Origin of the sequence: Motiliproteus sediminis (genome assembly GCF_017912535.1) — a bacterium.
Taxonomy (GTDB): Bacteria; Pseudomonadota; Gammaproteobacteria; order Pseudomonadales; family Balneatricaceae; genus Motiliproteus; species Motiliproteus sediminis.
In genome coordinates this window covers 256,215-278,645 of the sequence record NZ_JAERQK010000001.1, presented here as the reverse complement: position 1 = coordinate 278,645, position 22,431 = coordinate 256,215, and the positions used below count along the sequence as shown (strand labels likewise).

Sequence of the window (22,431 nt, the reverse complement as noted above, 5' to 3'; positions counted from 1 at the left end):
GGGTTCTGGCTCACGTATTGCATCAATGTCAATTACTGGAGCGACTATGACAAACAGGTGCAACCATGGCGAAACAGCAGTTGCTGAAGACATCGGGGCAGTACGCCCTGCCCTACGAGATCTACTTCGAGACCGTTGATCAGGCCCCCATTGCGATCAGCATCACCGACCCCAAGGGCGTGATCCTCTATGCCAACCGGACCTTCACCCAGGTGACCGGCTATACCCTTGACGAGATCCAGGGACAACCGACGCGCATGCTGTCCGCCGGCAGAACCCCCGCGTGCATCTATGGCGAGTTGTGGGACACGCTGCTGAAGCAGGAGGTCTGGAGCGGCCGGCTGGTCAACCAGCGTAAAGACAAAGCGCTTTACCTGGCCGAGTTAACCATCACTCCGGTGATCGATGACCAGAGCAACACCACGCACTATCTGGCGATGCACCGCGATATCACCCGGATCCAAAAGCTCAACCAGGACCTCGACAACCAACGCACCCTGACCGACTCCATCGTCAAAACCAGCCCCGTCGCCACGCTGCTGATCGATAGCCGGGGCAAGCTGCGCTTCCAGAACCCGGCTGCCGAGCGCCTATGTCTGGCCCTGAGCTGCGATCTCGACCAACTGCTCAACGTGCTGGCCAAGCGTCTGAGGCTCGATTTCAGCAGTTGCCGGGATTTTGCCGATCTGGAGCTGCGGTACGATATTCCTGGCATCGGCACCCCGCGCTGGCTGAGCTGTTCCGGCAGTGCACTCAAGCTGTGGCAGAGCGATGACAGCTTCAATCAGGAGCTGGCACACGACTGCCTGCTGCTGACCGTCAACGACATCACCGACCTCAAGATTCAACAGGAGGAGGTGCGCATCAACGCCCTGATGGCTCGTCTGGCGGAGAACGAACTGGTCTACAGCATGCGCGAAGCGCTGTTCGGCGCCATGTATCAGCTGCAGCGCCCGCTCAATATCATCGGCGCCGCCGCAGCGATTCAGCACAAACGCAGTGGCGACGATGACCCGCTGCACAAGGCCCTGACCGAAGTCAGCGATTCCTGCAACCTGGCGATCGACACCCTCAAGCAAGCGTTGCCGGAAGAACCGCGCAAACGCAAGATGCCGCTCAACATGAACGAACTGCTACGCGAAGTGCTGTCGCTGTACACCGAACGCCTGCTGGCCGACGGGGTGATCGTTGACTGGAAGCCCTGCAACACCTTGCCCAGCGTTCTGGGCGAGGACGTATCGCTCTGCAACCTGTTCAAACAGCTGCTCGACAACGCTCTCAACGCCATGGCTGACGGCGGTGTCCGCGAGCGCGAACTGTATATCGCCACCGAACGCCTTGATGACGGCGTGCGGGTGGTGATTGCTGATAATGGTCCCGGAATCGCCGAAGAGATTCGGCACAAGGTATTCCAGCCCTTCTTCAGCGTACAACGCCGGCACGCCAAGCGTGGCGGCATGGGTCTGGCGCTGGTACAGGATGTCGCTAACGATCATGGAGCCACTGTCGAGATCGCGCCGCACAGCCAGCCGGGCTGTCGTTTCAATCTGACTTTCCCCGCTCTGGCCGAGCGATAAGGAGCCTGACGTGGATGACGTACTGATTTCGGTCAGCAGTGAACGCCACCGCGGAGAACTGCTGCGCACCCAGCTCAATACTCTCTATCGGGTCAGCGAGGTACTGAACCGCTCCCTCGATCTTGAGTCCACCCTGCGTGAAGTACTCAAAATCCTGCACGCGCGCGCCAAAATGAGTCACGGCATGGTGACCTTGCTGGACCCGCAAAGTGGCAACCTGCTGCTGAGCGCCCTGCACGCACCTGATCAACCCAACTTGCCCAGCGTCAGCTATCGCGCCGGTGAGGGCATCACCGGACAGGTGCTCAGCAGCGGCGTGCCCAAAATGGTCGAACGCCTGATCGACGAGCCGGAGTTTCTCGACCGCCTCGGCCTGTACGACAACCTGCTGCCCTTTATCTGCGTGCCGATCTTTGCCGGTAGCGACGAACCGGTTGGGGTGCTGTCGGCCCAACCGCCGAAAGAACCGCGCCCGCTGCTCGACGACCGCTTGCAGCTGATGGAGATGATCGCCAACCTGATGGGCAACAGCGTGCGGCTGGCGTGGGAGGTCGAGCGCGAACGCAAATCCCTGACCAACGAACGCGACAGCCTGCGCCGGGCGATCAAGGCGGAGCATGGTTTTGACAACATAGTCGGTGCCTCGGCACCGATGCGGCAGGTGTTCGATCAGGTGCGCCAGGTGGCCAAATGGGATACCACCGTGCTGATTCGCGGCCAGTCGGGTACCGGTAAAGAGTTGATCGCCAGCGCCATTCACTACAACTCGCCACGCGCCAACGCCACCTTCGTCAAACTCAACTGCGCGGCCCTGCCCGACAACCTGCTGGAATCGGAGCTGTTCGGGCATGAAAAAGGCGCTTTCACCGGCGCCACTCACCAACACAAAGGGCGCTTTGAACAGGCTGACGGCGGCACCCTGTTTCTGGATGAGATCGGCGAGATCAGCCCCACCTTCCAGGCCAAACTGCTGCGGGTATTACAGGAGGGGGAACTGCAGCGCGTAGGCGGCACCAAGACCCTCAAAGTGGATGTGCGGATCATCGCCGCCACCAATCGGGACCTGGAAGCCGAAGTGGCCGAAGGCGACTTCCGTGAGGATCTCTACTACCGCCTCAATGTCATGCCGATCCAGGTGGCACCGCTGGCGGGACGGATCGAGGACATCCCGGCGCTGGCCAAGGCCCTGGTAACCAAGCTATCCAAACGTCAGGGACGCACCCTTGAGATCAAGGACAGCGCCATTCGATTGCTGATGCAGCACCACTGGCCCGGCAACGTGCGGGAGCTGGAGAACTGCCTCGAACGCGCTGCGATCATGAGTCAGGAAGGACGCATCGATCAGGACGCCATCCGCATGACCGGCGTGGTCAATGGCGGCACCGGCGCGGTCGCTGCCCCGGCACCGCAGGCGGTGGATCTGGATGACCCGGAACTGGACGAACGGGAACGGGTCATCGCCGCACTGGAGCAAGCCGGCTGGGTGCAGGCCAAAGCGGCGCGGCTACTGGGAATGACCCCCAGACAAGTTGCCTATCGAATCCAGACGCTGGATATTCCGGTCCGCAAGATCTGACCAGTGCAGGCCGGGCTAACGCAATGCAGGGCGGTCTGGCAGCAGATCGTCCTGCTAACGCGGGGCTCTGCCGATACCTCCGAAGCCCCCCCTGCGGGGCTGTTTCCATATTTTTCAAGAGGTGGCATCCAAGGACGCCGCCGTACCACCAGAGCGGTCGCTATGCGGGCAGCATCAAACCATCAGGCTTGACTCCCCAAGACTCCGGGGGATTACCTCCGCCGACAGACCGGCAGCCGATCACCCCTACCATAGAGGCGACCGAGCAATAACCCATGATCCCAACCCATTGCTGCATAGACTCTACTCCAATTGCAGTTGGCTGTTGCGGATACCGCTAACCAGCCCAGGTGACGGCCCCGGTCGCGCTGTTACTGCCAAGGATCCTGCTGAGTGCATCTAATGCGGGCGTTGCGGGCCCTCATCCAGATTGATCCCGATGGAACGCAACTGCTCTGCCAGCACGGGGTTGCGACTGTGATGCCAGCGTTGATAGAGCGCCATTACCTCACTAGCACTGTATCGTCTGTGACGTTGACAGATGTGGGCGAGTAGCTCCAGCAGGTGGGCAAACCGCTCCGCCAGCTCAGCGAATACCTGTTTTAGCGTATGCGCATGGTGAGACAGGTACTCATAGGCACCGCCACCCATACCGATAAAATAATCGCGTTGTATGCCTTTGCCGGCGTAGTGCTCGGGAAACAGCGCCCCCATAAAGAGGGCCTGATCACCCAGTTGACGCAGCACCAGGCAACGTTCGCGTTCATGGCTGCATTGTTGGGCATCGTCATAGAGCATCGCCAGAGGGCGGAGGCTGAAATCCCCGTGACAGTGGCTGAATAGCTGATCGCTACGACTGAACCGCGCCAGCAGGTCACCAAGATACCAGCGGGTCTCCTGTTGCTGCTCCCCATTCAGTTCATGCTCAAGCTGGTGCCGAAAGTACTCAGCCAGATCCTTCCGGCCGAGGTCGTGCAGATGGGACATCGACGAACTCTCCAGTGGCTAAACACCTCTACAAAATAGCAAATGGGCCGCTCACCCGGCGATGCGTCGGGGGGATGAAAAATTTTTCCCTTGGCCTCTTGAAAGCAGGCACGGCCGCTCATATTTGATCAAGCCGAGCGCCGCAGTGTGCTTGTTATTTCTTTTTTGTTGCCTGTTTATCAGTAGGTTAAGAAGGAGGAATTGTTGGTATGAACATTCGACCTCTACATGATCGTCTGGTGGTTCGCCGTCTTGAAGCGGAGACCACGACCAAAGGGGGCATTGTGATACCAGATAACTCAGCGGAGAAACCCAGCCAGGGCGAAGTGATCGCTGTGGGGGATGGGGCCCTTTTGGAGTCAGGTGAGCGTCGCCCGCTCGATCTCAAGGTGGGTGATCGTGTGCTGTTCAGCAAATACGGCGGCACCGAAGTAAAACTGAACGGTGAAACACTGTTGGTGATGCGTGAATCCGACATTCTCGCCGTTGTTGAAGCTACCGAAGCAGAGGAGAAAGCCGCATGAGTGCCAAATCCGTAACGTTCTCCACCAGTGCCCGCGAGAAGATGCTGGTTGGAGTAAACACTCTGGCAGATGCCGTCAAGGTGACGCTGGGGCCCAAAGGACGCAACGTGATTCTTGAGAAAAGCTTCGGCGCGCCGCGGGTAACCAAAGATGGCGTTTCTGTCGCCAAAGAGATCACCCTCAAGGATAAGTTTGAAAACATGGGCGCGCAGATGGTTAAAGAGGTAGCGTCCAAAACCGCAGACCTGGCCGGTGACGGCACAACCACAGCGACCGTGCTGGCCCAGGCAATGATTCGCGAAGGTCACAAGGCGATTGCGTCGGGGATGAACCCGATGGATCTCAAGCGCGGTATCGACGCCACCTTCAAAGCGGCAGTCGAAGAGCTGAAAGCGCTGGCTACGCCCTGCGCCGACAGCAAGTCGATCGGCCAGGTGGCAACCGTGTCAGCCAACTGGAATGCGGATATCGGCGATCTTCTGGCCAAGGCAATGGATAAGGTTGGTCGCGACGGGGTAATCACCGTCGAGGAAGGTAAGTCGCTGGAGAACGAACTGGAGGTCGTTGAGGGGATGCAGTTCGACCGCGGCTATCTATCCCCCTACTTCGTGACCAATCAGGAGAAGATGCAGGTCGAGCTGGAAACCCCCTACCTGCTGCTGTTTGACAAGAAAATCAGCAATATTCGCGATCTGCTACCGACGCTTGAGGCGGTAGCGAAGGCGGGCAAACCACTGCTGATCATCGCCGAAGATATCGAAGGCGAAGCTCTGGCAACGCTGGTGGTCAATAATCTGCGCGGTATCCTCAAGGCCGCTGCCGTCAAGGCACCGGGCTTTGGTGATCGTCGCAAAGCGATGCTGGAAGATATCGCCATTCTGACCGGTGCCACGGTAATCTCCGAAGAAGTCGGACTGTCGCTGGAGAAGGTCGAGCTGGAACAGCTTGGCTCGGCCCAGCGAGTGGTGATCAGCAAGGACAACACCACCATCGTAGATGGAGCGGGCGCCAAGGCGGCGATCGAGGGCCGGGTCGAGCAGATTCGCCAGCAGATCGAGAACACCAGCTCCGATTACGATCGCGAAAAACTCCAGGAGCGGGTCGCCAAGCTCGCCGGGGGGGTGGCCGTGATCAAGGTCGGTGCCGCCACTGAAGTGGAGATGAAAGAGAAGAAGGACCTGGTGGACGACGCCCTGCATGCGACCCGTGCGGCGGTTGAAGAGGGCATCGTAGCCGGTGGTGGCGTGGCGCTGGTGCGTACCGCTGCCAAGCTGGCGGCCGATAAAGTAACGACAGCCAATAGCGACCAGGAGGTCGGCGTAAGGATAGCGTTACGGGCGATGGAAGAGCCTCTGCGCCAGATCGTCAGCAACGCCGGCGAAGAAGCCAGTGTCGTGCTCAATCAGGTGCGTTCCGGCGAGGGCAACTACGGCTACAACGCTCAGACCGATGAGTACGGCGACATGCTTGAGATGGGCATTATCGATCCGGCCAAGGTGACTCGTTCGGCGTTGCAGAATGCCGCTTCGATCGCCGGCCTGATGCTGACCACCGAGGCGATGGTCGCTGAACTGCCCGACGATCCCAAGACCACAGCCCCCACAGGGGCGGATAACTGGGGCTAATCACCCCAATCTCAACCGGGTGTGACACCCGGTCAACGGGCGATCGCTGCGCAGCACGCGGTCGCCCGCTGTCACACGCCTGTCACGGATATCTGCACTGGGGCCGCTGTGAACCGAAGAGGATGCTTTGTGCCGCTGCTGAAAGGTTCTAGGCGAGCGGCTGAGCCATCACTAGCTGAAACAGCTGCTATTGATCCTTTCCGAGATGAGGCTCCATCCAATGTTGGGCATGGCTGCCGCCCCCTCGGGCAGCCGACTTACCGGGTCCGCACCTTGGATAGCCCGGTATCAGAGGGGTAACCCGTACCGGTTAGCTCAACGGGTTTCGAAGCACTGCTTGAGCTCCTGATAGCGGCTGGGCGTTAACCCGCATGCGGCCAGGTAACTGTCGAGTTCGGCCGCATCGAGCAGCTGCAACTGTTCCAGACGGAAGATCTCCGCCGCATGATTGGCCTCCGACAACGCCTGAGCCAGCGCAGACAAGGGTTGACCTTGGCGATGCTGCCGCAGCTCCACCATGGGCGCAATCCAGCTAGCGGGCAATTCCCAGTACTCACACGCCCGCAGCGTCAGCCGGAACCCGTATTGATCCACCAACCGAGCTAGTCCTTCCGGTGCCGGCGTATGATCAGGTGGTAGTTCGGCGAACAGGGTCAGCATCTGCCGAAACACCACCAGCTTGCCGATATCATGAATAAGACCACACACGTAACCGACGAACTGCTGCTCCTTGTCGCCACGTAACAGATACTCGGTCGCCACCGCCACTTGATAGGAGTGGTTCCACAGCGCAGCGCCAAACAGTTTGAAATAGATCGGTTTGATATCGAAGTTTTCCGCCACCAACGTGGTCAGCAACAATCGCCGCAGCCCGTCAGCGCCCAACATGCTGAGCGCGTGATCAAGACTGGACAACGGCACCCGGCTTTTAGCATAGGCGGCGGAGTTGGCCGTTTTCACCACTTTGCCGGCCAGCGCCGGATCCTGGCGAAAAATAGACAACACCTTGGCACGATCATAATCAGGCTGGCTGATCTCATGCAGGATACTGGCTGATGCCTGGGCTATTTTGGGCAGGTTGTCATCGCTGAACGTCTCCAGCGCCCGCTGTAAACGGCTTCCCAGCGCTTGCTCGAATTGATTAGGGTCTAGCCTAACCTCGTTCTCGACCAGCAAAGAGGTCACAAAGCGCAGCGATAAGCCTTCAGCATCGGTCTGAGTGGCCACTGAAGCCGGAGCAGCCACCAAGGCCGTAATCGCCGACGATCGCTTTGGCTTTGGCTGCGGCGCACGCTGCCACCATAACCGGCTAAACCAGCGCAACAAAGCGCCCATTAACGCGGACTACCGGGCTCGATAATGGTCACCAATCCATCCATCCCCTCTTCCCGGTGTCCCGGCACACTGCAGAACACCTCATACTCCCCCGCTACCTTGGGCACCAGGTAGAGCGTCGCCTTGCTGTTGGGGCGCAGGCTGATGTTATGGATATGCGGGGTCACCAGTTCGATCCCGTCGACGTTAACCTTGTACAACACCACGGCATGAAAAAACGCCAGGTCCACCAGATCATGGGTGCTGACATCACTGACGTTGTTGAGTACTACCCGGTACGGCTGGTCGCCCGTCAGCTCGATATCGTTAGGTTGATACCAGTAGTCGTCAAGGGTGAGGATCAGGGTTTGTGCGTCCTGCCAGTCAACCGCCGGCGGTAACCAGTCCATGGTCGGGTTGTTGCGACTGCTGTCGGCCAGCACAGGTGCGACACCCAGGGCGGTCAACAGCACACAGATAAGGCGATGTAAACGCATGGCCATACTCTTCCTGAGTTTGTTTGCGCTCGATTATCGTCATCCGCGCTATCGACGCAAGGAGGCAGATCAACAAATCGCACCTCCCATTGACTGGTGCCCTTCACGACACTGGCTCGGCTGATGGCTGTCACATTTGCAACACACACACCCTGCAATGAACCTCGGCATCACATAAAAACAATAGCTTAGATATAGACAACGGCAGCGGCACGCTCCTTGCGTTACTCCCGGTAACAACGTTCTGGGGAGTTACCCAGCAAGGAGTCAACTGATGGAACTGATCGCCACCAGCGCCGCCAACGAGCCCAAGGCCAGCGGCTGTAGCGCCAAAGGCTGCGGCAGCAGCGACGACAGCCTGGCCCACCTGCCGGAAGCGTTACGCAAACGGGTGCAGAATCACCCCTGCTTTTCCGAGAAGGCGCACCACCATTTTGCCCGCATGCACGTGGCGGTCGCCCCGGCGTGCAATATTCAGTGCAACTACTGCAACCGCAAGTACGACTGCAGTAACGAATCCCGCCCCGGGGTGGTATCGGAAGTACTCTCTCCGGATGAAGCGGTGCACAAGGTCAAAACCGTGGCAGCCGCCATTCCGCAGATGACAGTACTGGGTATTGCCGGCCCCGGCGATCCGCTGGCCAACCCCGACCGCACCTTCGCCACCTTCCGCCGGCTGGCTGAAGAAGCGCCGGACATCAAGCTGTGCGTGTCCACCAACGGCCTGCGTCTGCCGGAATTTGCCGACGAGATGGCCAAGTACAACATCGAACATGTCACCATCACCATGAACTGCCTGGACCCGGAGATCGGTGCCAAAATCTATCCCTGGATCTACTGGAACAACCGCCGCATCCGCGGCGTCAAGGCAGCCAAGATCCTGATCCGGAATCAGCTCAAGGGGCTGGAGATGCTGGTGGAACGCGGCATTCTGGTGAAGGTTAACTCGGTGATGATTCCCGGCGTTAACGATCAGCACCTCAAGGAGGTGAGCAAGCTGGTGAAGGAGAAAGGCGCCTTTTTGCACAACGTGATGCCGCTGATTGCCGAAGCCGAACATGGCACCTTTTACGGCCTCACCGGCCAGCGCAGTCCCTCCGGTGCCGAGCTGCGCGAGCTGCAGGACAGCTGCGCCGACTCCATGAGCATGATGCGCCACTGCCGCCAGTGCCGCGCCGACGCGGTGGGTATGCTGGGCGAGGACCGGGGTCAGGAGTTCACTCTGGACCAGATCGAGGGCAAAGAGATCGACTACGCCGCCGCCATGGTCAAGCGTAAACAGGTTCACGACGCCATTCTGGAGCAACTGGATGCCGAGCATCAGGCAGCGGCGAACAGCGACACCACCACGGCGGCCAGAGGCCCGGCCATTTTGATGGCAGTCTCCAGCTCAGGCCAGGGAGTGATCAACCAGCACTTTGGCCATGCCACCGAGTTTCTGATCTATCGCGTTGACGACACCAAGGTCGAGCATGTGGGCCAGCGCAAGGTGGAGCTCTATTGCGGCGGTCCCGGTGACTGCCCCGAAGAGGAAAACCGTCTGCAGGGCCACCTCAACGCGTTGTCCGACTGCCAGGCGGTGCTGTCGGCCAAGATCGGTATCGGTCCCTGGCAGCAGCTGGAGCAGGCTGGCATTGCGCCCTCAGGCGAATACGCCTACGAGGCTATCGAGACCGGCCTGAGGCTGTTTTACAACGACCTGCTGGCGCAGGGAAAGTTGCAACCCACCGGCGAACTGGCTACTGAAGCCAGCGCCTGAAGCAGAGGAGATCACCATGGCGCTATCCATTACCGATCGCTGCGTGAACTGCTACGCCTGCATGGACGTCTGCCCCAGCGATGCTATTACCCAAGGGGCAAGCCAGTTCGAGATCGACGCGCTGAAATGTACTGAATGCGCCGGCCACTTCGCCGATCCGCAGTGCGCCAGTATCTGTCCGGTGGAAGAAGCGCTGCTGGACGGCTTGGGCCATGTCATCCATCCACCGGGCTCGCTGACCGGGATCCCGCCTACCCTGCGGCTGCAGGACGGGGGTTCCGCTGACGAGTGGCGGGCAACCCCATGAACTGCGCGCTATCCATGGAGCGGAGCCGCGAGTTGCAGCGGGACCGCCTGCGCGCCCATGCCATCAGCCACCCCAACAGCGAACTGCTGGCGGAGATCATATCAAGCTGGCAGTGCGGCATCGGCGTGCTACCCGAATGGCTGGGCCTTGGCGAGGAGCAGTTCGATCAACTGCATCAGTTCTACTTTGGCGGCGAAACCAGCATTCGTGCCTGCCCCTGGTCGCGCAATCTGGATCACCGCCTCGACGATCTGCGTCAGGATCTGCTCAAGCTACTGCTGATCAACGCCCGCGACCACAGCGATGAAGTGCGTTGGGTGGCGGAACTGATCGCCACCGCCTGCCAGGGCAGCAACCATCTGTGGGAAGATCTGGGCGTCTGGAACCGCGCCTCCCTCAGCCAGTTGCTCGATCACAACTTCCCCGAGCTGGCCGCGCGCAACAGCCGTGATATGAAATGGAAGAAGTTTCTGTTCAAGCAACTGTGCGAAACCGAAGGCCTGTACATCTGCCGCGCTCCCACCTGTGACGAATGCGCCGACTTTGATGAGTGCTTTGGTCCTGAATAACCCGCCGCCGGAGCGTGACGCAACCTTGCTGGAACGGGTGAGGGGCAGCTATCTCGGTCTGGCCATAGGCGATGCGCTGGGTGCCACGGTGGAGTTCATGACGCCCACCGAAATCGCCCATCAATACGGGGTCCACCGTGACATCATCGGCGCTGGCTGGCTGAAGCTCAAACCGGGGCAGGTTACCGACGACACCACCATGGCGCTGGCGTTGGGGCGGGCGATTATCGATCGCCATGCTATTGAAGCCTCTGCCATCGCCCACAGTTTCGATGCCTGGATGCGCGCCAAACCGGTGGATATCGGCCACACGGTGCGCGCCGGCATTCGCCAGTTCCGCCTGCAGGGCACCACGGTAATGCCGGACGATGAGATGAGCGCGGGTAACGGCGCCTGCATGCGCTGCCTGCCCATCGCGCTGGCCACTTTTGGCTGCAGCGAAGCAGAGGTGCGCGCGGCCTCACGCTGTCAGGCCCACATCACCCATAACAACCCACTGTCGGATGCGGGTACCGAGACCGTGATTCTGATGCTGCAAGCGCTGCTCGGTGGCCACCCCCTGGGCCAGCAACTACACCGCTTTGCTCAGCCGTTGGCGACATCACACCATGTTTTTAACTTTCGTCGCCGCGCCTGCCGCAACCCCAGCGGCTTCATCGGCGATACCCTGCGCGTGGTGTTCGAGGGACTGTTCGACACCGGCAGCTTCGAAGACTGCCTGGTCGAGGTGGTCAACCGCGGCGGCGATGCCGACACCACCGGCGCCATCGCCGGCATGCTGGCCGGTGCTTGCTACGGAGAACGGGCAATTCCGGCGCGCTGGCTGAAAGCGCTCGATGGCGAGATCCGCCGAGAGGTAGTGCAGCAAGCGGAGTCGTTGGTAGCGATGGCACCGGTAGCACTGAGGTGACCACGACCACATAAGCGATCACTGATGTTTGAGTTCGCGGCGTCGCGGCGATAAAGTGGGCTCAATCACTGTACTGTATGACGGAGTCCATGATGGAACGAATCACTATTTTTGGTCGCGAAGGCTGCGGCTTCTGTAGTCGCGCCAAAGAGGTCTGCGAGCGCTATCAGCTCGACTTCCGCTATTTCGATATCCACAAGGAGGGGATCAGCAAAGCGGACCTGGAAAAAACCGTCGGCAAGCCGGTGGAGACGGTGCCGCAGATTTTTTGTGGTAAAGCCCACATCGGCGGTTACACCGAGCTGATGACCTTTTTGAACGAGCAAGGGGTGATCGACGCCTGAGCCCCGCTCTCTACAATCCCTTGTAGAGCAGGAACTGAATAAAGCTGCGCCCGCGCAACCGGCGCAGCTGCATCCCCCGGCGCATAAACCCCACCCGCTCAAAGAACGCCAACCCGCTCAGACTGGCCTGCAGTTGCAGACTGCCAATGTCCCGTTGGCGAGCCTCGGCTTCAAGCTGTCTCATCAAGGCACTCCCAACGCCTCGGCGCTGCCATCCGGGGTGGATGTAAAACAGATCGACAACCCCACCCCGCTCCAGCGATGCAAAGCCCAGGGGTTCGCCGGCGGCTTCAGCCACCCAGGTAGTGGTTGCCGCCAGTCGTTCTGGCCAGCCGTCGGGCATGGCGGTCGAGGGCGCCCAGGCCTCACATTGACGCTGGCGATAACGTTTTCGCCCTACCCGGTGCACGCTCAGGTAGAGCAGTTGCCATAACGCAGCGGCGTCAGCCGCTTGCAGGTGACGTAGAGTCAGTTCACGCCTCATTCCGAATCACTCTTTTTCAGCCGCGGTTCACGTTCACACGCATTTTAAGTTTGGTTTAAGTTGCGATGGTTAAAGTAGGCCCCATAAGCACTGGAGGTCTACCATGAACACCCACTCTGCCCAACCCGCAAACAACCGTACCCTGACCGTCTGGGATCCGCTGGTGCGGATCTTTCACTGGTCACTGGTGATCTGTTTCGTCATCGCCTTCGCCACCGAAGATGACTGGCTCTATCTGCACAGCTTCGCCGGATACACCATCGTCGGCCTGCTGCTGTTTCGCATCTGCTGGGGCCTGATCGGTACCCGCTATGCCCGCTTCAGCAGCTTTGTCGCCGGGCCCACCGGTGTGAAGCGCTATCTCAAGTCACTGTTCAGCCGTCACCCCGAGCACCATATCGGCCACAACCCCGCCGGCGGCGCCATGATCCTGTTGATGATGCTGTTGCTGCTGGCCGTGAGCTTCAGTGGCATGGCAACGCTGGCGACCGAAGGCCTGGGGCCACTGGCAGGCACCTTTGTAGCCGGCTGGTCGGAGGACTGGCTTGAGGAGATCCACGAGGCCCTGGCTAACCTGATGCTGCTGATGGTGGTGGTCCATGTCGCCGGCGTGGTGGTCAGCAGTCTACTGCACCACGAAAACCTGATTCGAGCCATGATCGATGGCCGCAAGCGCCAACCAAAGGAACCGCAATCATGAATCACCCCCTAGCCACCGGCGCGGTTTGCGCCTTGCTGAGTCTGAGCCCTGCACTTTGGGCGCAGAGCAGCGACCTCGAGCAACTGCTACAGCAGTACGCCAGCGAGGCCTCCCAACCCTTTGATGCCGGTCGCGGTGAGGCGTTGTGGAGCAGCCGCAACGGCGACCGTTTCTGCGGCAGCTGCCATACCCCGGATCCGCGTAACAACGGTGAACACCAAAAGACCGGCAAGCCGATCGAACCGCTGGCACCCTCAGCCAATCCGCAGCGGCTGACCGACGCCAAGCAGATCAAGAAATGGCTACTGCGCAACTGTAAATGGACCCTGGGGCGCGAATGCAGCGCCCAGGAAAAAGGCGACTTTCTAACCTGGCTGCGTCAGCAATGATGCGATCAGCAACGACGAGGATAACGACCATGAAAGAGAAACTTTCCGCCTGGCGCTGGGCACTGGGCAGCCTGTTACTGAGCAGCGCGCTGGCCACCGGCCTGTGGGGGCTGGGCAGTAGCGACGTGATGGCCGATCGCGGCAGCTATACTCGGGGTGACGATGACAGCAGCGGTGGCAACCGCCGCGGGCGGGCACCCGCCAACGCCCAGTATCAGGAGGAGTGTGGCAGCTGTCACCTGGCCTACCCGCCCCACCTGCTGGGCGGCGAGCAGTGGCAGCAGATGATGAACGGTCTGGAGGACCATTTTGGTGAAAACGCCGAGCTGGACGCAGCCACAACCGAGGCCCTGTCCGCCTACCTGGTTGGCAACGCCGCCGACAACGGTCGCTACAACAACCGCCGTTACGCTTCGAACAACCTGGATCAACTACGCATCAGCCAGCAATCGTTCTTCCTGCGCAAGCATGATGAGATCCCCACCAACTGGGTGGTCGACAACCCGGAGATCGGTTCCTTCAGCCGTTGCGACGCCTGCCACCAGAATGCCGCCAAGGGAGACTTCGATGAGCACGGGGTGGTTATACCGGGTCACGGCCGCTGGGACGATTAGCCTGCTGGCGCTGCTGTGGCTGCCGCCGGCCCAGGCTGACCGGCTCGACCAGGAGCAGGTGCTGCGGCTGCTCGATGCCGGCGAAGTGCAGCCGCTGGAGCAACTACTTGAACGCCACCGCGCACGTCTCGCCGGCCGCCTGATCGATCTGGAACTCGAAGTTGAACATGGGCGGCTGGTGTACGAACTGAAGGTGGTCGACGAACGCGGACGGGTGCGCGAGTACCTGGTCGACGCCAAAAGCGGCGACTGGCTGGGCGAGGACGACTGAAACCTCACTGGCGAGCGGGAGAACAGGGACGATGAGAGTACTACTGGTGGAAGATGATCGCGCGCTGGCCAGCGATGTCAAGGCGGCGCTGGTAGCCGCCGGCTACGCCACCGAACTCAGCCACGACGGCGTCGATGCCCAGTTTCTCGGCGACGAGGAGCCGTTCGATGCGATTATCCTCGACCTCGGTTTACCGCTACGTAACGGCCTTGAGGTGCTCCGCCACTGGCGCGAACAGGGCAACAGCACGCCGGTGCTGATCCTGACCGCGCGTGACCAGTGGCACGAACGGGTTGACGGGCTCAAGGCCGGTGCCGACGACTACCTGGGTAAGCCCTTCCACACTGAAGAGTTGCTGGCACGCCTCGAAGCAGTAGTTCGTCGCCATCATGGTCATGCGCACAACCTGCTCGAATATCAAGGGATGCAGCTGGATACCGACACTCAGCAGTTCACTCTCCCCGGCCGGCCACCGGAATCACTGACCGGGATCGAGTACCGGCTGCTGCGACTGCTGCTGATGAATCCTGACAAGCTGCTGTCCAAGAACAGCATCAGCGAGCATATCTACGAAGAGGAGTCGTTGCGTGACAGCAACGTGATCGAGGTTTACGTCAACCGCCTGCGCAGCCGCTTCGGCAAGGGGATCATTCAAACCCAGCGAGGCCAGGGGTACCGCCTGGGTCGCCCCGAGTCATGAGTTCCATCGAACGGCGGGTCAGCAGCAGCCTGATCATTACCCTGGCCGCCGCATTCATCCTGCTGGCCACTCTGGCGGAATATGGGGTCAAACGCCTCAGCCACAGCTTTGTCGCCACCCGGCTCCAGCACGACGCTGACACCCTGATCAACGCCCTGCAAACGCTACCCGATGGTTCGCTGTCCCTCAACGCTGACCAGCTGCCCACCGTGTACCGGCGGGTTAGATCCGGCCATTACTACCAGTTGGCGATACCGGCGCAACAGACTCGCCTGCGCTCGCGCTCCCTGTGGGACAACACCCCACCTATGACGTCGCTGGCCGCCGGCGCCAGCCAGCTTGATGTGGTCCGCACTCCGCAAGAGCATTGGCTGGTGTGGCAGCAGGGCATCGACTATGACAATACCGCGGTGACGCTGTGGCTGGCAGAGGACCTATTGCCGGTCGAACAGCAGTGGCACCGCTTCAGCCGTTGGTTATGGCTGGTGATGGGGACCACCCTGCTGGGGCTGTGGTTGCTGCAACGCCACCTGCTGCGCCGCAGTTTCAGCGAGATCAACGCGGTGCGCAACGCCGTGCGCCAGTTGCAGCAGGGCGAAATAGAGCAACTCTCCCAGGCGGTACCGACCGAAATCCGCCCCCTGACTGAAGAGATCAACCATCTGGTGGGCCGGCTCGAGCAGCGGATCGCCCGCTCACGCTCCGCGATGGGCAATCTGGCGCACGAACTCAAGCGCTCGCTACAGCGTTTGCAAAGTAGCGCGGAGCAACTGCCCGTGGAACAGCGCAGCGAGGTGCGCCTGGCACTGGCCGACATCCAGCGGCTGGTCGAGCGGGAGTTACAGCGAGCCCGCATCGCCGGCAGTCCCCATCCGGGACGCCGCTTGCGCCCAGAAACAGATCTGCCTGACCTGATTCGGGTGTTGGAGCGGATCCATCCAGCAGTTCGTTTTCAGTTATCGCCACCACCTGCCGGCGAACTTCCGTTCGACCGCGATGACTTGCTGGAGCTGACCGGCAACCTGCTCGACAACGCCGCCAAGTTTGGCGCCGACCAGGTGGGCGTCAGCCTCCTCCGACAACCGCAGCAGTGGGTGTTGACGGTGTCCGACAACGGCCCCGGCATCCCCCCTGAGCGCTGCGACGAGCTCTGCCTGCGCGGCAGCCGCATCGATGAACACGTCGAGGGGCACGGCCTTGGCCTGTCGATCTGCCAGATGATCGTGACAAGCTACGCAGGTGAACTGAGACTACTGCCAGCCACCACGGCATCCGGTCTCCGCGTTGAAGTGAGCCTGCCGGTTCAGGATTAACCCGCGGATCCACACGGGCCTTCAGGCCACGGCGTCGCCGGCTATGCTTCACCCATTGGTGGGACGCGTGCCCCCTGACGCGGGCATCGCCGCAAACCGGGGCGCACTCCGGAAGCAGGCTTAAGCCGTCGGTTTAGTAACGGGTTCTGATTGCCGCCCGGCCACTTAGGGTCTATTACTCTATCTGGCCCACATCCCACCTGTGCCAATGCCGGAGGTTACTTGGGTACCATCATCGAGATCCAACAGCTGTCCAAAACCTACGCCAATGACTTTCGAGCACTCAAGGGGATCTCGCTGAGCATTCGCCGCGGCGAGATTCTGGCCCTGCTCGGACCCAACGGCGCCGGCAAAACAACCCTGATCAGTATTGTTTGCGGCATTGTGAACCCCTCCGGGGGGCAGATCCGTGTCGACGGTTTCGATATAAACCGGGACTACCGCGCCGCGCGCAGCAAGATCGGCCTGGTGCCGCAGGAACTGGCGACCGACTCCTTCGAAAGTGTCTGGGCTACGGTGGCCTTCAGCCGCGGCCTGTTTGGCAAGCCCCCCGACCCCGCCTACCTGCAACGGCTGCTGCAGCAGCTGTCGCTGTGGGACAAGCGTGACGCGCGCATCATGGCGCTTTCCGGCGGCATGAAGCGGCGGGTGATGATCGCCAAAGCCCTGTCCCACGAGCCGGAGATTCTGTTTCTTGACGAACCCACCGCCGGCGTGGATGTGGAGCTACGCCAGGATATGTGGGCGATGGTGCGAGAGCTGCGCGAACGCGGGGTCACCATCATTCTGACCACGCACTATATCGAGGAAGCCGAAGAGATGGCCGACCGTATCGGGGTTATCAATCACGGCGAACTGATACTGGTGGACGACAAAGCCGCGCTGATGACCAAACTCGGCCGCAAGGAACTGCGCCTGCACCTGCAGCAGCCGCTGGCTTCCATCCCCGAGCCCCTGCACCCCTACCGGCTGCAGCAGGAAGAGGACAATCAGGTGCTGGTATACCACTTCGATGCGCAGCAACAGAGCGCCATTGCTGAGCTACTGAAGCAGATGGCCCGGCACGATATCGAGATTCGCGATCTGCACACCCGGGAGAGCTCGCTGGAGGAGATCTTCGTCAATCTGGTGAGGAAGCCTCGATGAACTGGCATGGTATAACCGCTATCTACCGTTTCGAGATGGCCCGTACCTGGCGCACTCTGATGCAGAGTATCGCCTCGCCGGTGCTGTCCACCTCGCTCTATTTCATCGTTTTCGGCACCGCCATCGGCAGTCGCATGGGGTCGATCGACGGCATCAGTTACGGCGCCTTTATTATCCCCGGCCTGTTAATGCTGTCGCTGTTGAGCGAAAGCATCTCCAACGCCTCGTTCGGCATCTTCTTTCCCAAGTTCTCCGGCACCATCTATGAAGTGCTGTCCGCGCCGGTGTCACCGTTTGAGATTGTTGCCGGTTACGTCGGCGCGGCTGCCACCAAATCGGTTCTTCTCGGGCTGTTGATCCTCGCCACTGCGCGCATCTTCGTCGATTACAGCATTGTGCACCCACTGTGGACGTTGCTGTTTCTGCTGCTGACTGCGGTCACCTTCAGCCTGTTCGGCTTTATCATCGGCATCTGGGCCGAAGACTTCCAACAGCTGCAGCTGATCCCGCTGATGGTCGTCACTCCGCTGACCTTTCTCGGTGGCGCTTTCTATTCCATCAGTATGCTGCCGGAACCCTGGCAGACCCTGACCCTGTTTAATCCCGTGGTCTACCTGATCAGCGGCCTACGCTGGGCTTTCTACGGATTCGCCGATGTCAATCTGGCCCTCAGTCTCGGCATGACGGCGTTTTTTCTGATCGCCTGCCTGGCCACGGTGAGCTGGATATTCAAACGCGGTTACCGGATTCGATCCTGATATCAGTTCAACACTATGCCGGAGGCACTGTTCATGCGACCCATCATCGCGATACTGCTGATACCCTTGCTGCTGATTCCGAGCTTTGCGCTGCCTGAACCCTCAGCACCGTACCGCGGCCAGCAACAGCGCACCATCAAGGCACTCAGCAACAGCGAGATAGAGGGCCTGCAGAACGGCGCGGGGCTGGGGCTGGCACTAGCGGCCGAACTCAATCACTACCCCGGGCCGCGGCACGTGTTGGAACTTGCCCAGGCGCTGCAGTTAAGCGAACTGCAGAGCCGGCAGATCCGTGCGATTTATCAGCAGATGAAAGCCGAAGCGATTGAACAGGGAACAAAGCTGATTGAGGCGGAAGCCGCGCTGGACCAGCTGTTTGCCAACGGAGAAGCCAGCGACCAACAGGTCGACCAGCTACTCACAGGAATCGGGCGGCTGAGCGCGCAGCTGCGTGGCACCCACCTTAAAGCCCATCTGGCGTTAAAACCGCTGCTGAGCGAACAGCAGATAGCGCGGTATGACGAACTGCGCGGCTACACCGCCGCCATTGACAGCTCCCCGCACCATCAAGGTAACCGGCATGCAGCCGAACACCACCGCCATTAGTGGTTTTGGACCAGCACTGCACATGATGCCTGAAAGCAGCTCGACAAAGGCACCGCCATGAGGCTCAGGCGTCGTCAGCCAGCACCGACCGGTTGCGGCCCTGATGCTTGGCAGCATAGAGCGCCTTGTCGGCACGGCTGATCAAACCGTTAACCTCCTCGCTGTTGTCACAGGTGACGGCAATGCCGATGGACAACGAGGTACGCAACGCTTCCATCGGCGGTGCAAACCGAATCGCTTCAACCTCCTGCCGCAGCCGTTCCGCCACGTTGAGCGCACGCTGCTTGTCAGCCTGGGGCACCAACAGCGCAAACTCTTCACCACCAATACGGCCGAGCACGTCGTAGTCGCGCAGGTCACGGGTCAGGGTGCGGCAGATCAGGCAAAGCACCCGGTCGCCCTGCTGATGGCCGTAGGTGTCGTTGACCTTTTTGAAGTGATCCACATCCATCAACAGCAGCGCTGCCGGCTGCTGGTTGCGGCGACAGCGGCGCAGCTCCTTGTCAGCCAGTTCAAAGAAGTGGCGGCGGTTGTGAGTCCCGGTCAGGTCATCGGTTTCCGCGTGAATCTTGAGCTTGCAGGTCAGTTGGTGGAGCTTGCTCTCGACCCGTTTCTGCTGGGTGATATCGGTAAAAAATACAAACAGGTGATCGCTTTCCAGCAGCTGCTCGGTCAGGTGTACCCAGCGCCCGTCCAGGGTATCGGTCTGAAACGAGCGGTAGTCCTGGGTTCGCCGCTTGCTTGAGGCGTACTCAAGCCAGTCGTCGATGTTATCGGTTTCGATGTGGATGCCATTGCCCTGAGCATAGGCATGGCGGACCAGTTGTTCGAAGCTTAACCCCAGCGCATCTTCAACCCGCAGGCCAAACAGCCCTGAGTGTGCTTCGTTGCTGTACACCAGGCGATCGTCGGGATCAAAGATACCGATCCCGTCCGGCGTATGTTGAATCGCTTCATGGATTAGATGCTGCAGCTCCGGCGTGGTGGGTTCCACCGACAGGCGCGGGCGGCCGCTTGATTCAGGTCTTTGGCTCATAGTACTGGCAACAACAGTGGATGCGCCAAGTCTAGCCACAGCGGGCGGCTATGGGAACCTTCACCGCCCGCTGATACGCTTCTTTTTTGACCTGTGTGGGTTTTTGGCCCTAGGACGCGAGACAGATTGCCTCACCGTGGTCGTGCACCTCCACCAAACAGCCGTGCAGCGCCTGCACCGCACGGTCGTAATCCTCTTCGCGAATCACGAACTGCATATCGACCTGACGCATCGACTGGTGCATCGCCAGCACACTGACCTCTTGCTCAGCCAGCGCAGCCACGGTCCGTGCCAACATTCCGGCGACCTTCATATCGCTGCCGATAGCCGATACCACGGCTACTTTCTGCTGATCGATTTCAGCATCGGCAAACTGTTGCTCCAGTTCCCGCCGGATCCGCTTGACTGTTTTCAGGTTGGTGGCGACATAGTGGGTGATGGTGTTGGCGTTGATATCCTTGGAGACCACGTGGCCGCGAAAGCGGCGAATGATGGCCAAAATCTCGCTATCGTAACGACCAATTGCCCCTGCCATATCCTGATCAAACACCTCAATGGCATAAACACCCTTGCAACCGGCGATGATCTCGACGCAGGGCGACTGACTGACATAATCGCCGGTAATCAGGGTGCCCGCATGCTCCGGCTCAAAGGTGTTCTTCACCCGCAGGGCAATATTCTGCTGACGCAGCCCTTTGGCGGCACGCGGATGGATCGCTTCCATCCCCAGATTGGCCAACTGGTCGGCCACATCATAGTTGGTGCGTCCGATCGGCACGGCGTTGTCCTCGCCCACCAGGCGCGGGTCGGCGCTGGAAAGGTGAAACTCTTTGTGAATAACCGCTTCGCGCGCTTCGGTCAGCACCGCCACCCGACTGAAGGTCATCTCGCTGTAACCGCGGTCGAAGGTGGTCATCAGGCCCTGCTCGCTGTGGGCATAGCCGGTGACGATCGGCAGTTCACGGCTGAGATCGAGCCCTTCGAACGCCCGTTGAATACGTTCGTCCAGGGATACATGCTCTTCACACTGCCAGCCGGTCAGGTCGACAAAGCGGGCGTTGACGCCATCCCGCTGCAGCAGCCGGGCGGTGTTCCAGGCACTGTGGGCTTCACCGATGCTGGCCAGCATCTCGCGAACGGTCGCCAGGTGCCCCTCCAGGGCAAAGTGGCCGTGCAGACACAGGCTTTGCAGGTCATCCAGGCACTTGCTGGCGCTGTCCAGACGTTCGGCAATAAAGTTGTTGGCTTCGGCCAGCAGCGCCGGCTCCGGGAACAGTCCGGCGTTGATGATAAACAGCTCATCACGCAGGTTTTCCAACGCCAGGCGCCAGCTTTGATCTTCAACACTGCCGGCGAACAGCGCATAAATACCGGGCTGACCACTTTTCTTGTGCTCCAGCAGTTTGTCGGTCACGCCGCCGTAGGCGGATACAACAAAGACACGCTGGTAGAGTTCACCGTTGCGGGCCGGTTTAAGCACGATATTGTCGCGCACGGCGGCATAGTCGCTCATTGAGGTGCCGCCGATCTTTTCAATACTGGGTTGAGTCTGTTGCGGGGTTACGGTTTGGGTCGTTGCGACCTCCGTTACGCTCACGTTAATTCTCCTTTTTAGCGGCTGCGCTTCTCGGCGCAGCGAATACAGTGTCGGGTTACCGGTACCGCCTCAAGCCGGGCCAGCGGTATGGCATCACCACAGTCGTCGCAAAAACCGGCGTCGTCACCGTCAAGCCACTGCAGCTGTTTGCTGAGGGCCCGCAGCTCCTGCTGGGCCCCTTCACGAACCTGCTCGCCGACGATGGCGTTGATGGTGATGTCCAACGTGGCATCATCGTCATCACGCGGTTGCTCATCCTCATCAGCCGGGCTCTCTGCGCTCTTGGCGCTTAGCTGCTCAATCCGGTTGCGGACCCGTACTTTCAATCGCTCCAGGTCGCGCGAATCAATCACCCTGTGCCACCCTTATGCGCTCACGGCGTCGGCATCGAGTTCATACGCCCCGTCGGCGTTATGCACTTCGGTACCGTTCAGCGGCGGGTTAAACACGCACGCCATCTTCATCTCTTTGAAGGCACGCAGAATATGACGATCATGTTGGTCAAGGATGTATAGAGTACCGGCCTTGATGGGGTGGACCTTGCCATCTTCCAGCGATTCCACTTCACCCTCACCGGAGATGCAGTACACCGACTCCAGATGATTCTGGTAGTGCATACGGAAATCAGCACCGGCGTAGATGGTGGTGATATGGAACGAGAAGCCCATATTGTCGTCTTTCAGCAGCATCCGGGTGCTTTCCCAGTTGTTATTGGGATCCACAATACGGCGGTTGCTTTGCTCGGCTTCGTTCAGGTTGCGGACGATCATGTAGTTACCTTGGTTAAAGTTCCGGGTACAGGGTTAGGCTGGTCATCCCGCCGCCCCG

General features: G+C 60.2%; 26 protein-coding genes. 18 read left to right on the top strand and 8 right to left on the bottom strand.

The features are described from left to right. Positions 1–65: 65 nt before the first annotated feature. Together nifL and nifA are read left to right on the top strand one after the other, a co-directional pair. The gene (gene nifL / locus JJQ76_RS01295) at positions 66–1,577 is read left to right on the top strand and encodes a nitrogen fixation negative regulator NifL (RefSeq protein ID WP_210394823.1); all 1,512 of its coding nucleotides are present in this window, start codon (positions 66–68) and stop codon (positions 1,575–1,577) included. A 10-nt stretch (positions 1,578–1,587) separates the two neighbouring features. Beyond that, positions 1,588–3,153, top strand: coding sequence for a nif-specific transcriptional activator NifA (nifA, locus tag JJQ76_RS01290; RefSeq protein WP_210394822.1), 1,566 nt, complete (start codon positions 1,588–1,590; stop codon positions 3,151–3,153). A 399-nt stretch (positions 3,154–3,552) separates the two neighbouring features. On the opposite strand, the gene JJQ76_RS01285 is transcribed toward nifA, so the two are convergent. Continuing rightward, positions 3,553–4,140 carry a hypothetical protein gene (locus tag JJQ76_RS01285; protein ID WP_210394821.1) on the bottom strand — a complete coding sequence of 196 codons (588 nt, stop codon included), beginning with the start codon at positions 4,138–4,140 and terminating at the stop codon, positions 3,553–3,555. Between the two features lie 209 nt (positions 4,141–4,349). On the opposite strand from JJQ76_RS01285, the gene groES reads away from it, so the two are divergent. Together groES and groL are read left to right on the top strand one after the other, a co-directional pair. Then, positions 4,350–4,664, top strand: coding sequence for a co-chaperone GroES (groES, locus tag JJQ76_RS01280; RefSeq protein WP_210394820.1), 315 nt, complete (start codon positions 4,350–4,352; stop codon positions 4,662–4,664). After that, on the top strand, positions 4,661–6,289 hold the full coding sequence (groL, locus tag JJQ76_RS01275) for a chaperonin GroEL (protein ID WP_210394819.1): 1,629 nt from the start codon (positions 4,661–4,663) through the stop codon (positions 6,287–6,289). Before groES ends, groL begins: the two co-directional genes overlap by 4 nt. A gap of 315 nt (positions 6,290–6,604) precedes the next feature. Here the strand turns inward: groL and JJQ76_RS01270 are convergent, their stop codons facing one another. Both JJQ76_RS01270 and JJQ76_RS01265 read right to left on the bottom strand, forming a co-directional pair. Next, positions 6,605–7,516 carry an HDOD domain-containing protein gene (locus tag JJQ76_RS01270; protein WP_210394818.1) on the bottom strand — a complete coding sequence of 304 codons (912 nt, stop codon included), beginning with the start codon at positions 7,514–7,516 and terminating at the stop codon, positions 6,605–6,607. Between the two features lie 107 nt (positions 7,517–7,623). After that, a complete protein-coding gene (locus JJQ76_RS01265) occupies positions 7,624–8,100 on the bottom strand; it encodes a cupredoxin domain-containing protein (protein ID WP_210394817.1) in 477 nt (158 codons plus the stop codon). A 274-nt stretch (positions 8,101–8,374) separates the two neighbouring features. On the opposite strand from JJQ76_RS01265, the gene nifB reads away from it, so the two are divergent. The 5 genes from nifB (at position 8,375) to JJQ76_RS01240 (ending at position 11,989) form a co-directional block, all read left to right on the top strand. Beyond that, a complete protein-coding gene (gene nifB / locus JJQ76_RS01260; protein WP_210394816.1) occupies positions 8,375–9,859 on the top strand; it encodes a nitrogenase cofactor biosynthesis protein NifB in 1,485 nt (494 codons plus the stop codon). A 16-nt stretch (positions 9,860–9,875) separates the two neighbouring features. Beyond that, on the top strand, positions 9,876–10,166 hold the full coding sequence (locus JJQ76_RS01255; protein ID WP_210394815.1) for a 4Fe-4S binding protein: 291 nt from the start codon (positions 9,876–9,878) through the stop codon (positions 10,164–10,166). Further along, a complete protein-coding gene (locus JJQ76_RS01250; RefSeq protein ID WP_210394814.1) occupies positions 10,163–10,735 on the top strand; it encodes a nitrogen fixation protein NifQ in 573 nt (190 codons plus the stop codon). The genes JJQ76_RS01255 and JJQ76_RS01250 overlap by 4 nt, the downstream gene beginning before the upstream one ends. After that, positions 10,713–11,645, top strand: a complete 933-nt coding sequence (draG, locus tag JJQ76_RS01245; protein ID WP_210394813.1) for an ADP-ribosyl-[dinitrogen reductase] hydrolase — start codon at positions 10,713–10,715, stop codon at positions 11,643–11,645. The genes JJQ76_RS01250 and draG overlap by 23 nt, the downstream gene beginning before the upstream one ends. A gap of 92 nt (positions 11,646–11,737) precedes the next feature. Next, positions 11,738–11,989, top strand: a complete 252-nt coding sequence (locus JJQ76_RS01240) for a GrxA family glutaredoxin (protein WP_210394812.1) — start codon at positions 11,738–11,740, stop codon at positions 11,987–11,989. 10 nt (positions 11,990–11,999) lie between these two features. On the opposite strand, the gene JJQ76_RS01235 is transcribed toward JJQ76_RS01240, so the two are convergent. Beyond that, positions 12,000–12,473: a GNAT family N-acetyltransferase gene (locus JJQ76_RS01235; protein WP_210394811.1), complete on the bottom strand. Its 474-nt coding sequence runs from the start codon at positions 12,471–12,473 to the stop codon at positions 12,000–12,002. A 103-nt stretch (positions 12,474–12,576) separates the two neighbouring features. On the opposite strand from JJQ76_RS01235, the gene JJQ76_RS01230 reads away from it, so the two are divergent. The 9 genes from JJQ76_RS01230 (at position 12,577) to JJQ76_RS01190 (ending at position 18,970) form a co-directional block, all read left to right on the top strand. Next, positions 12,577–13,173, top strand: coding sequence for a cytochrome b/b6 domain-containing protein (locus JJQ76_RS01230; RefSeq protein WP_210394810.1), 597 nt, complete (start codon positions 12,577–12,579; stop codon positions 13,171–13,173). Then, positions 13,170–13,562: a DUF1924 domain-containing protein gene (locus JJQ76_RS01225; RefSeq protein ID WP_210394809.1), complete on the top strand. Its 393-nt coding sequence runs from the start codon at positions 13,170–13,172 to the stop codon at positions 13,560–13,562. The genes JJQ76_RS01230 and JJQ76_RS01225 overlap by 4 nt, the downstream gene beginning before the upstream one ends. 29 nt (positions 13,563–13,591) lie before the next feature. Further along, positions 13,592–14,176, top strand: a complete 585-nt coding sequence (locus JJQ76_RS01220; protein ID WP_210394808.1) for a diheme cytochrome c — start codon at positions 13,592–13,594, stop codon at positions 14,174–14,176. After that, positions 14,130–14,447, top strand: a complete 318-nt coding sequence (locus tag JJQ76_RS01215; RefSeq protein ID WP_210394807.1) for a PepSY domain-containing protein — start codon at positions 14,130–14,132, stop codon at positions 14,445–14,447. Before JJQ76_RS01220 ends, JJQ76_RS01215 begins: the two co-directional genes overlap by 47 nt. Before the next feature lie 31 nt (positions 14,448–14,478). Next, positions 14,479–15,147, top strand: a complete 669-nt coding sequence (locus JJQ76_RS01210) for a response regulator transcription factor (RefSeq protein WP_210394806.1) — start codon at positions 14,479–14,481, stop codon at positions 15,145–15,147. Beyond that, positions 15,144–16,460 carry a sensor histidine kinase gene (locus JJQ76_RS01205; RefSeq protein WP_210394805.1) on the top strand — a complete coding sequence of 439 codons (1,317 nt, stop codon included), beginning with the start codon at positions 15,144–15,146 and terminating at the stop codon, positions 16,458–16,460. The genes JJQ76_RS01210 and JJQ76_RS01205 overlap by 4 nt, the downstream gene beginning before the upstream one ends. Positions 16,461–16,682: 222 nt before the next feature. Further along, positions 16,683–17,606 (top strand): ABC transporter ATP-binding protein, encoded by a 924-nt coding sequence (locus JJQ76_RS01200; protein ID WP_210394804.1) that lies wholly within the window; start codon positions 16,683–16,685, stop codon positions 17,604–17,606. After that, the gene (locus JJQ76_RS01195) at positions 17,603–18,364 is read left to right on the top strand and encodes an ABC transporter permease (protein WP_210394803.1); all 762 of its coding nucleotides are present in this window, start codon (positions 17,603–17,605) and stop codon (positions 18,362–18,364) included. The genes JJQ76_RS01200 and JJQ76_RS01195 overlap by 4 nt, the downstream gene beginning before the upstream one ends. A 33-nt stretch (positions 18,365–18,397) precedes the next feature. Further along, the gene (locus tag JJQ76_RS01190; protein WP_210394802.1) at positions 18,398–18,970 is read left to right on the top strand and encodes a Spy/CpxP family protein refolding chaperone; all 573 of its coding nucleotides are present in this window, start codon (positions 18,398–18,400) and stop codon (positions 18,968–18,970) included. Between the two features lie 64 nt (positions 18,971–19,034). Here JJQ76_RS01190 and JJQ76_RS01185 read toward each other — a convergent pair whose 3' ends face one another. The 4 genes from JJQ76_RS01185 to JJQ76_RS01170 form a co-directional block, all read right to left on the bottom strand. Further along, entirely contained in the window at positions 19,035–20,006 is a 972-nt protein-coding gene (locus tag JJQ76_RS01185) for a GGDEF domain-containing protein (RefSeq protein ID WP_210394801.1), read from the bottom strand. 109 nt (positions 20,007–20,115) lie between these two features. Further along, positions 20,116–21,603, bottom strand: a complete 1,488-nt coding sequence (locus JJQ76_RS01180) for an aspartate kinase (protein WP_343232461.1) — start codon at positions 21,601–21,603, stop codon at positions 20,116–20,118. A 14-nt stretch (positions 21,604–21,617) separates the two neighbouring features. Next, the gene (locus tag JJQ76_RS18180; RefSeq protein WP_210394800.1) at positions 21,618–21,956 is read right to left on the bottom strand and encodes a TraR/DksA family transcriptional regulator; all 339 of its coding nucleotides are present in this window, start codon (positions 21,954–21,956) and stop codon (positions 21,618–21,620) included. A gap of 12 nt (positions 21,957–21,968) precedes the next feature. Next, positions 21,969–22,373 carry an ectoine synthase gene (locus JJQ76_RS01170; RefSeq protein WP_210394799.1) on the bottom strand — a complete coding sequence of 135 codons (405 nt, stop codon included), beginning with the start codon at positions 22,371–22,373 and terminating at the stop codon, positions 21,969–21,971. Between the last annotated feature and the right edge of the window lie 58 nt (positions 22,374–22,431).

Excerpts from the sequence above, each read along its gene's own strand:
- nifL (WP_210394823.1), top strand. The coding sequence starts at position 66 with ATGGCGAAACAGCAGTTGCTGAAGACATCGGGGCAGTACGCCCTGCCC.
- JJQ76_RS01285 (WP_210394821.1), bottom strand. The coding sequence starts at position 4,140 with ATGTCCCATCTGCACGACCTCGGCCGGAAGGATCTGGCTGAGTACTTT.
- groES (WP_210394820.1), top strand. The coding sequence starts at position 4,350 with ATGAACATTCGACCTCTACATGATCGTCTGGTGGTTCGCCGTCTTGAA.
- groL (WP_210394819.1), top strand. The coding sequence starts at position 4,661 with ATGAGTGCCAAATCCGTAACGTTCTCCACCAGTGCCCGCGAGAAGATG.
- JJQ76_RS01265 (WP_210394817.1), bottom strand. The coding sequence starts at position 8,100 with ATGCGTTTACATCGCCTTATCTGTGTGCTGTTGACCGCCCTGGGTGTC.
- nifB (WP_210394816.1), top strand. The coding sequence starts at position 8,375 with ATGGAACTGATCGCCACCAGCGCCGCCAACGAGCCCAAGGCCAGCGGC.
- JJQ76_RS01255 (WP_210394815.1), top strand. The coding sequence starts at position 9,876 with ATGGCGCTATCCATTACCGATCGCTGCGTGAACTGCTACGCCTGCATG.
- JJQ76_RS01250 (WP_210394814.1), top strand. The coding sequence starts at position 10,163 with ATGAACTGCGCGCTATCCATGGAGCGGAGCCGCGAGTTGCAGCGGGAC.
- draG (WP_210394813.1), top strand. The coding sequence starts at position 10,713 with ATGAGTGCTTTGGTCCTGAATAACCCGCCGCCGGAGCGTGACGCAACC.
- JJQ76_RS01240 (WP_210394812.1), top strand. The coding sequence starts at position 11,738 with ATGGAACGAATCACTATTTTTGGTCGCGAAGGCTGCGGCTTCTGTAGT.
- JJQ76_RS01235 (WP_210394811.1), bottom strand. The coding sequence starts at position 12,473 with ATGAGGCGTGAACTGACTCTACGTCACCTGCAAGCGGCTGACGCCGCT.
- JJQ76_RS01230 (WP_210394810.1), top strand. The coding sequence starts at position 12,577 with ATGAACACCCACTCTGCCCAACCCGCAAACAACCGTACCCTGACCGTC.
- JJQ76_RS01225 (WP_210394809.1), top strand. The coding sequence starts at position 13,170 with ATGAATCACCCCCTAGCCACCGGCGCGGTTTGCGCCTTGCTGAGTCTG.
- JJQ76_RS01220 (WP_210394808.1), top strand. The coding sequence starts at position 13,592 with ATGAAAGAGAAACTTTCCGCCTGGCGCTGGGCACTGGGCAGCCTGTTA.
- JJQ76_RS01215 (WP_210394807.1), top strand. The coding sequence starts at position 14,130 with ATGAGCACGGGGTGGTTATACCGGGTCACGGCCGCTGGGACGATTAGC.
- JJQ76_RS01210 (WP_210394806.1), top strand. The coding sequence starts at position 14,479 with ATGAGAGTACTACTGGTGGAAGATGATCGCGCGCTGGCCAGCGATGTC.
- JJQ76_RS01205 (WP_210394805.1), top strand. The coding sequence starts at position 15,144 with ATGAGTTCCATCGAACGGCGGGTCAGCAGCAGCCTGATCATTACCCTG.
- JJQ76_RS01195 (WP_210394803.1), top strand. The coding sequence starts at position 17,603 with ATGAACTGGCATGGTATAACCGCTATCTACCGTTTCGAGATGGCCCGT.
- JJQ76_RS01190 (WP_210394802.1), top strand. The coding sequence starts at position 18,398 with ATGCGACCCATCATCGCGATACTGCTGATACCCTTGCTGCTGATTCCG.
- JJQ76_RS01185 (WP_210394801.1), bottom strand. The coding sequence starts at position 20,006 with ATGAGCCAAAGACCTGAATCAAGCGGCCGCCCGCGCCTGTCGGTGGAA.
- JJQ76_RS01170 (WP_210394799.1), bottom strand. The coding sequence starts at position 22,373 with ATGATCGTCCGCAACCTGAACGAAGCCGAGCAAAGCAACCGCCGTATT.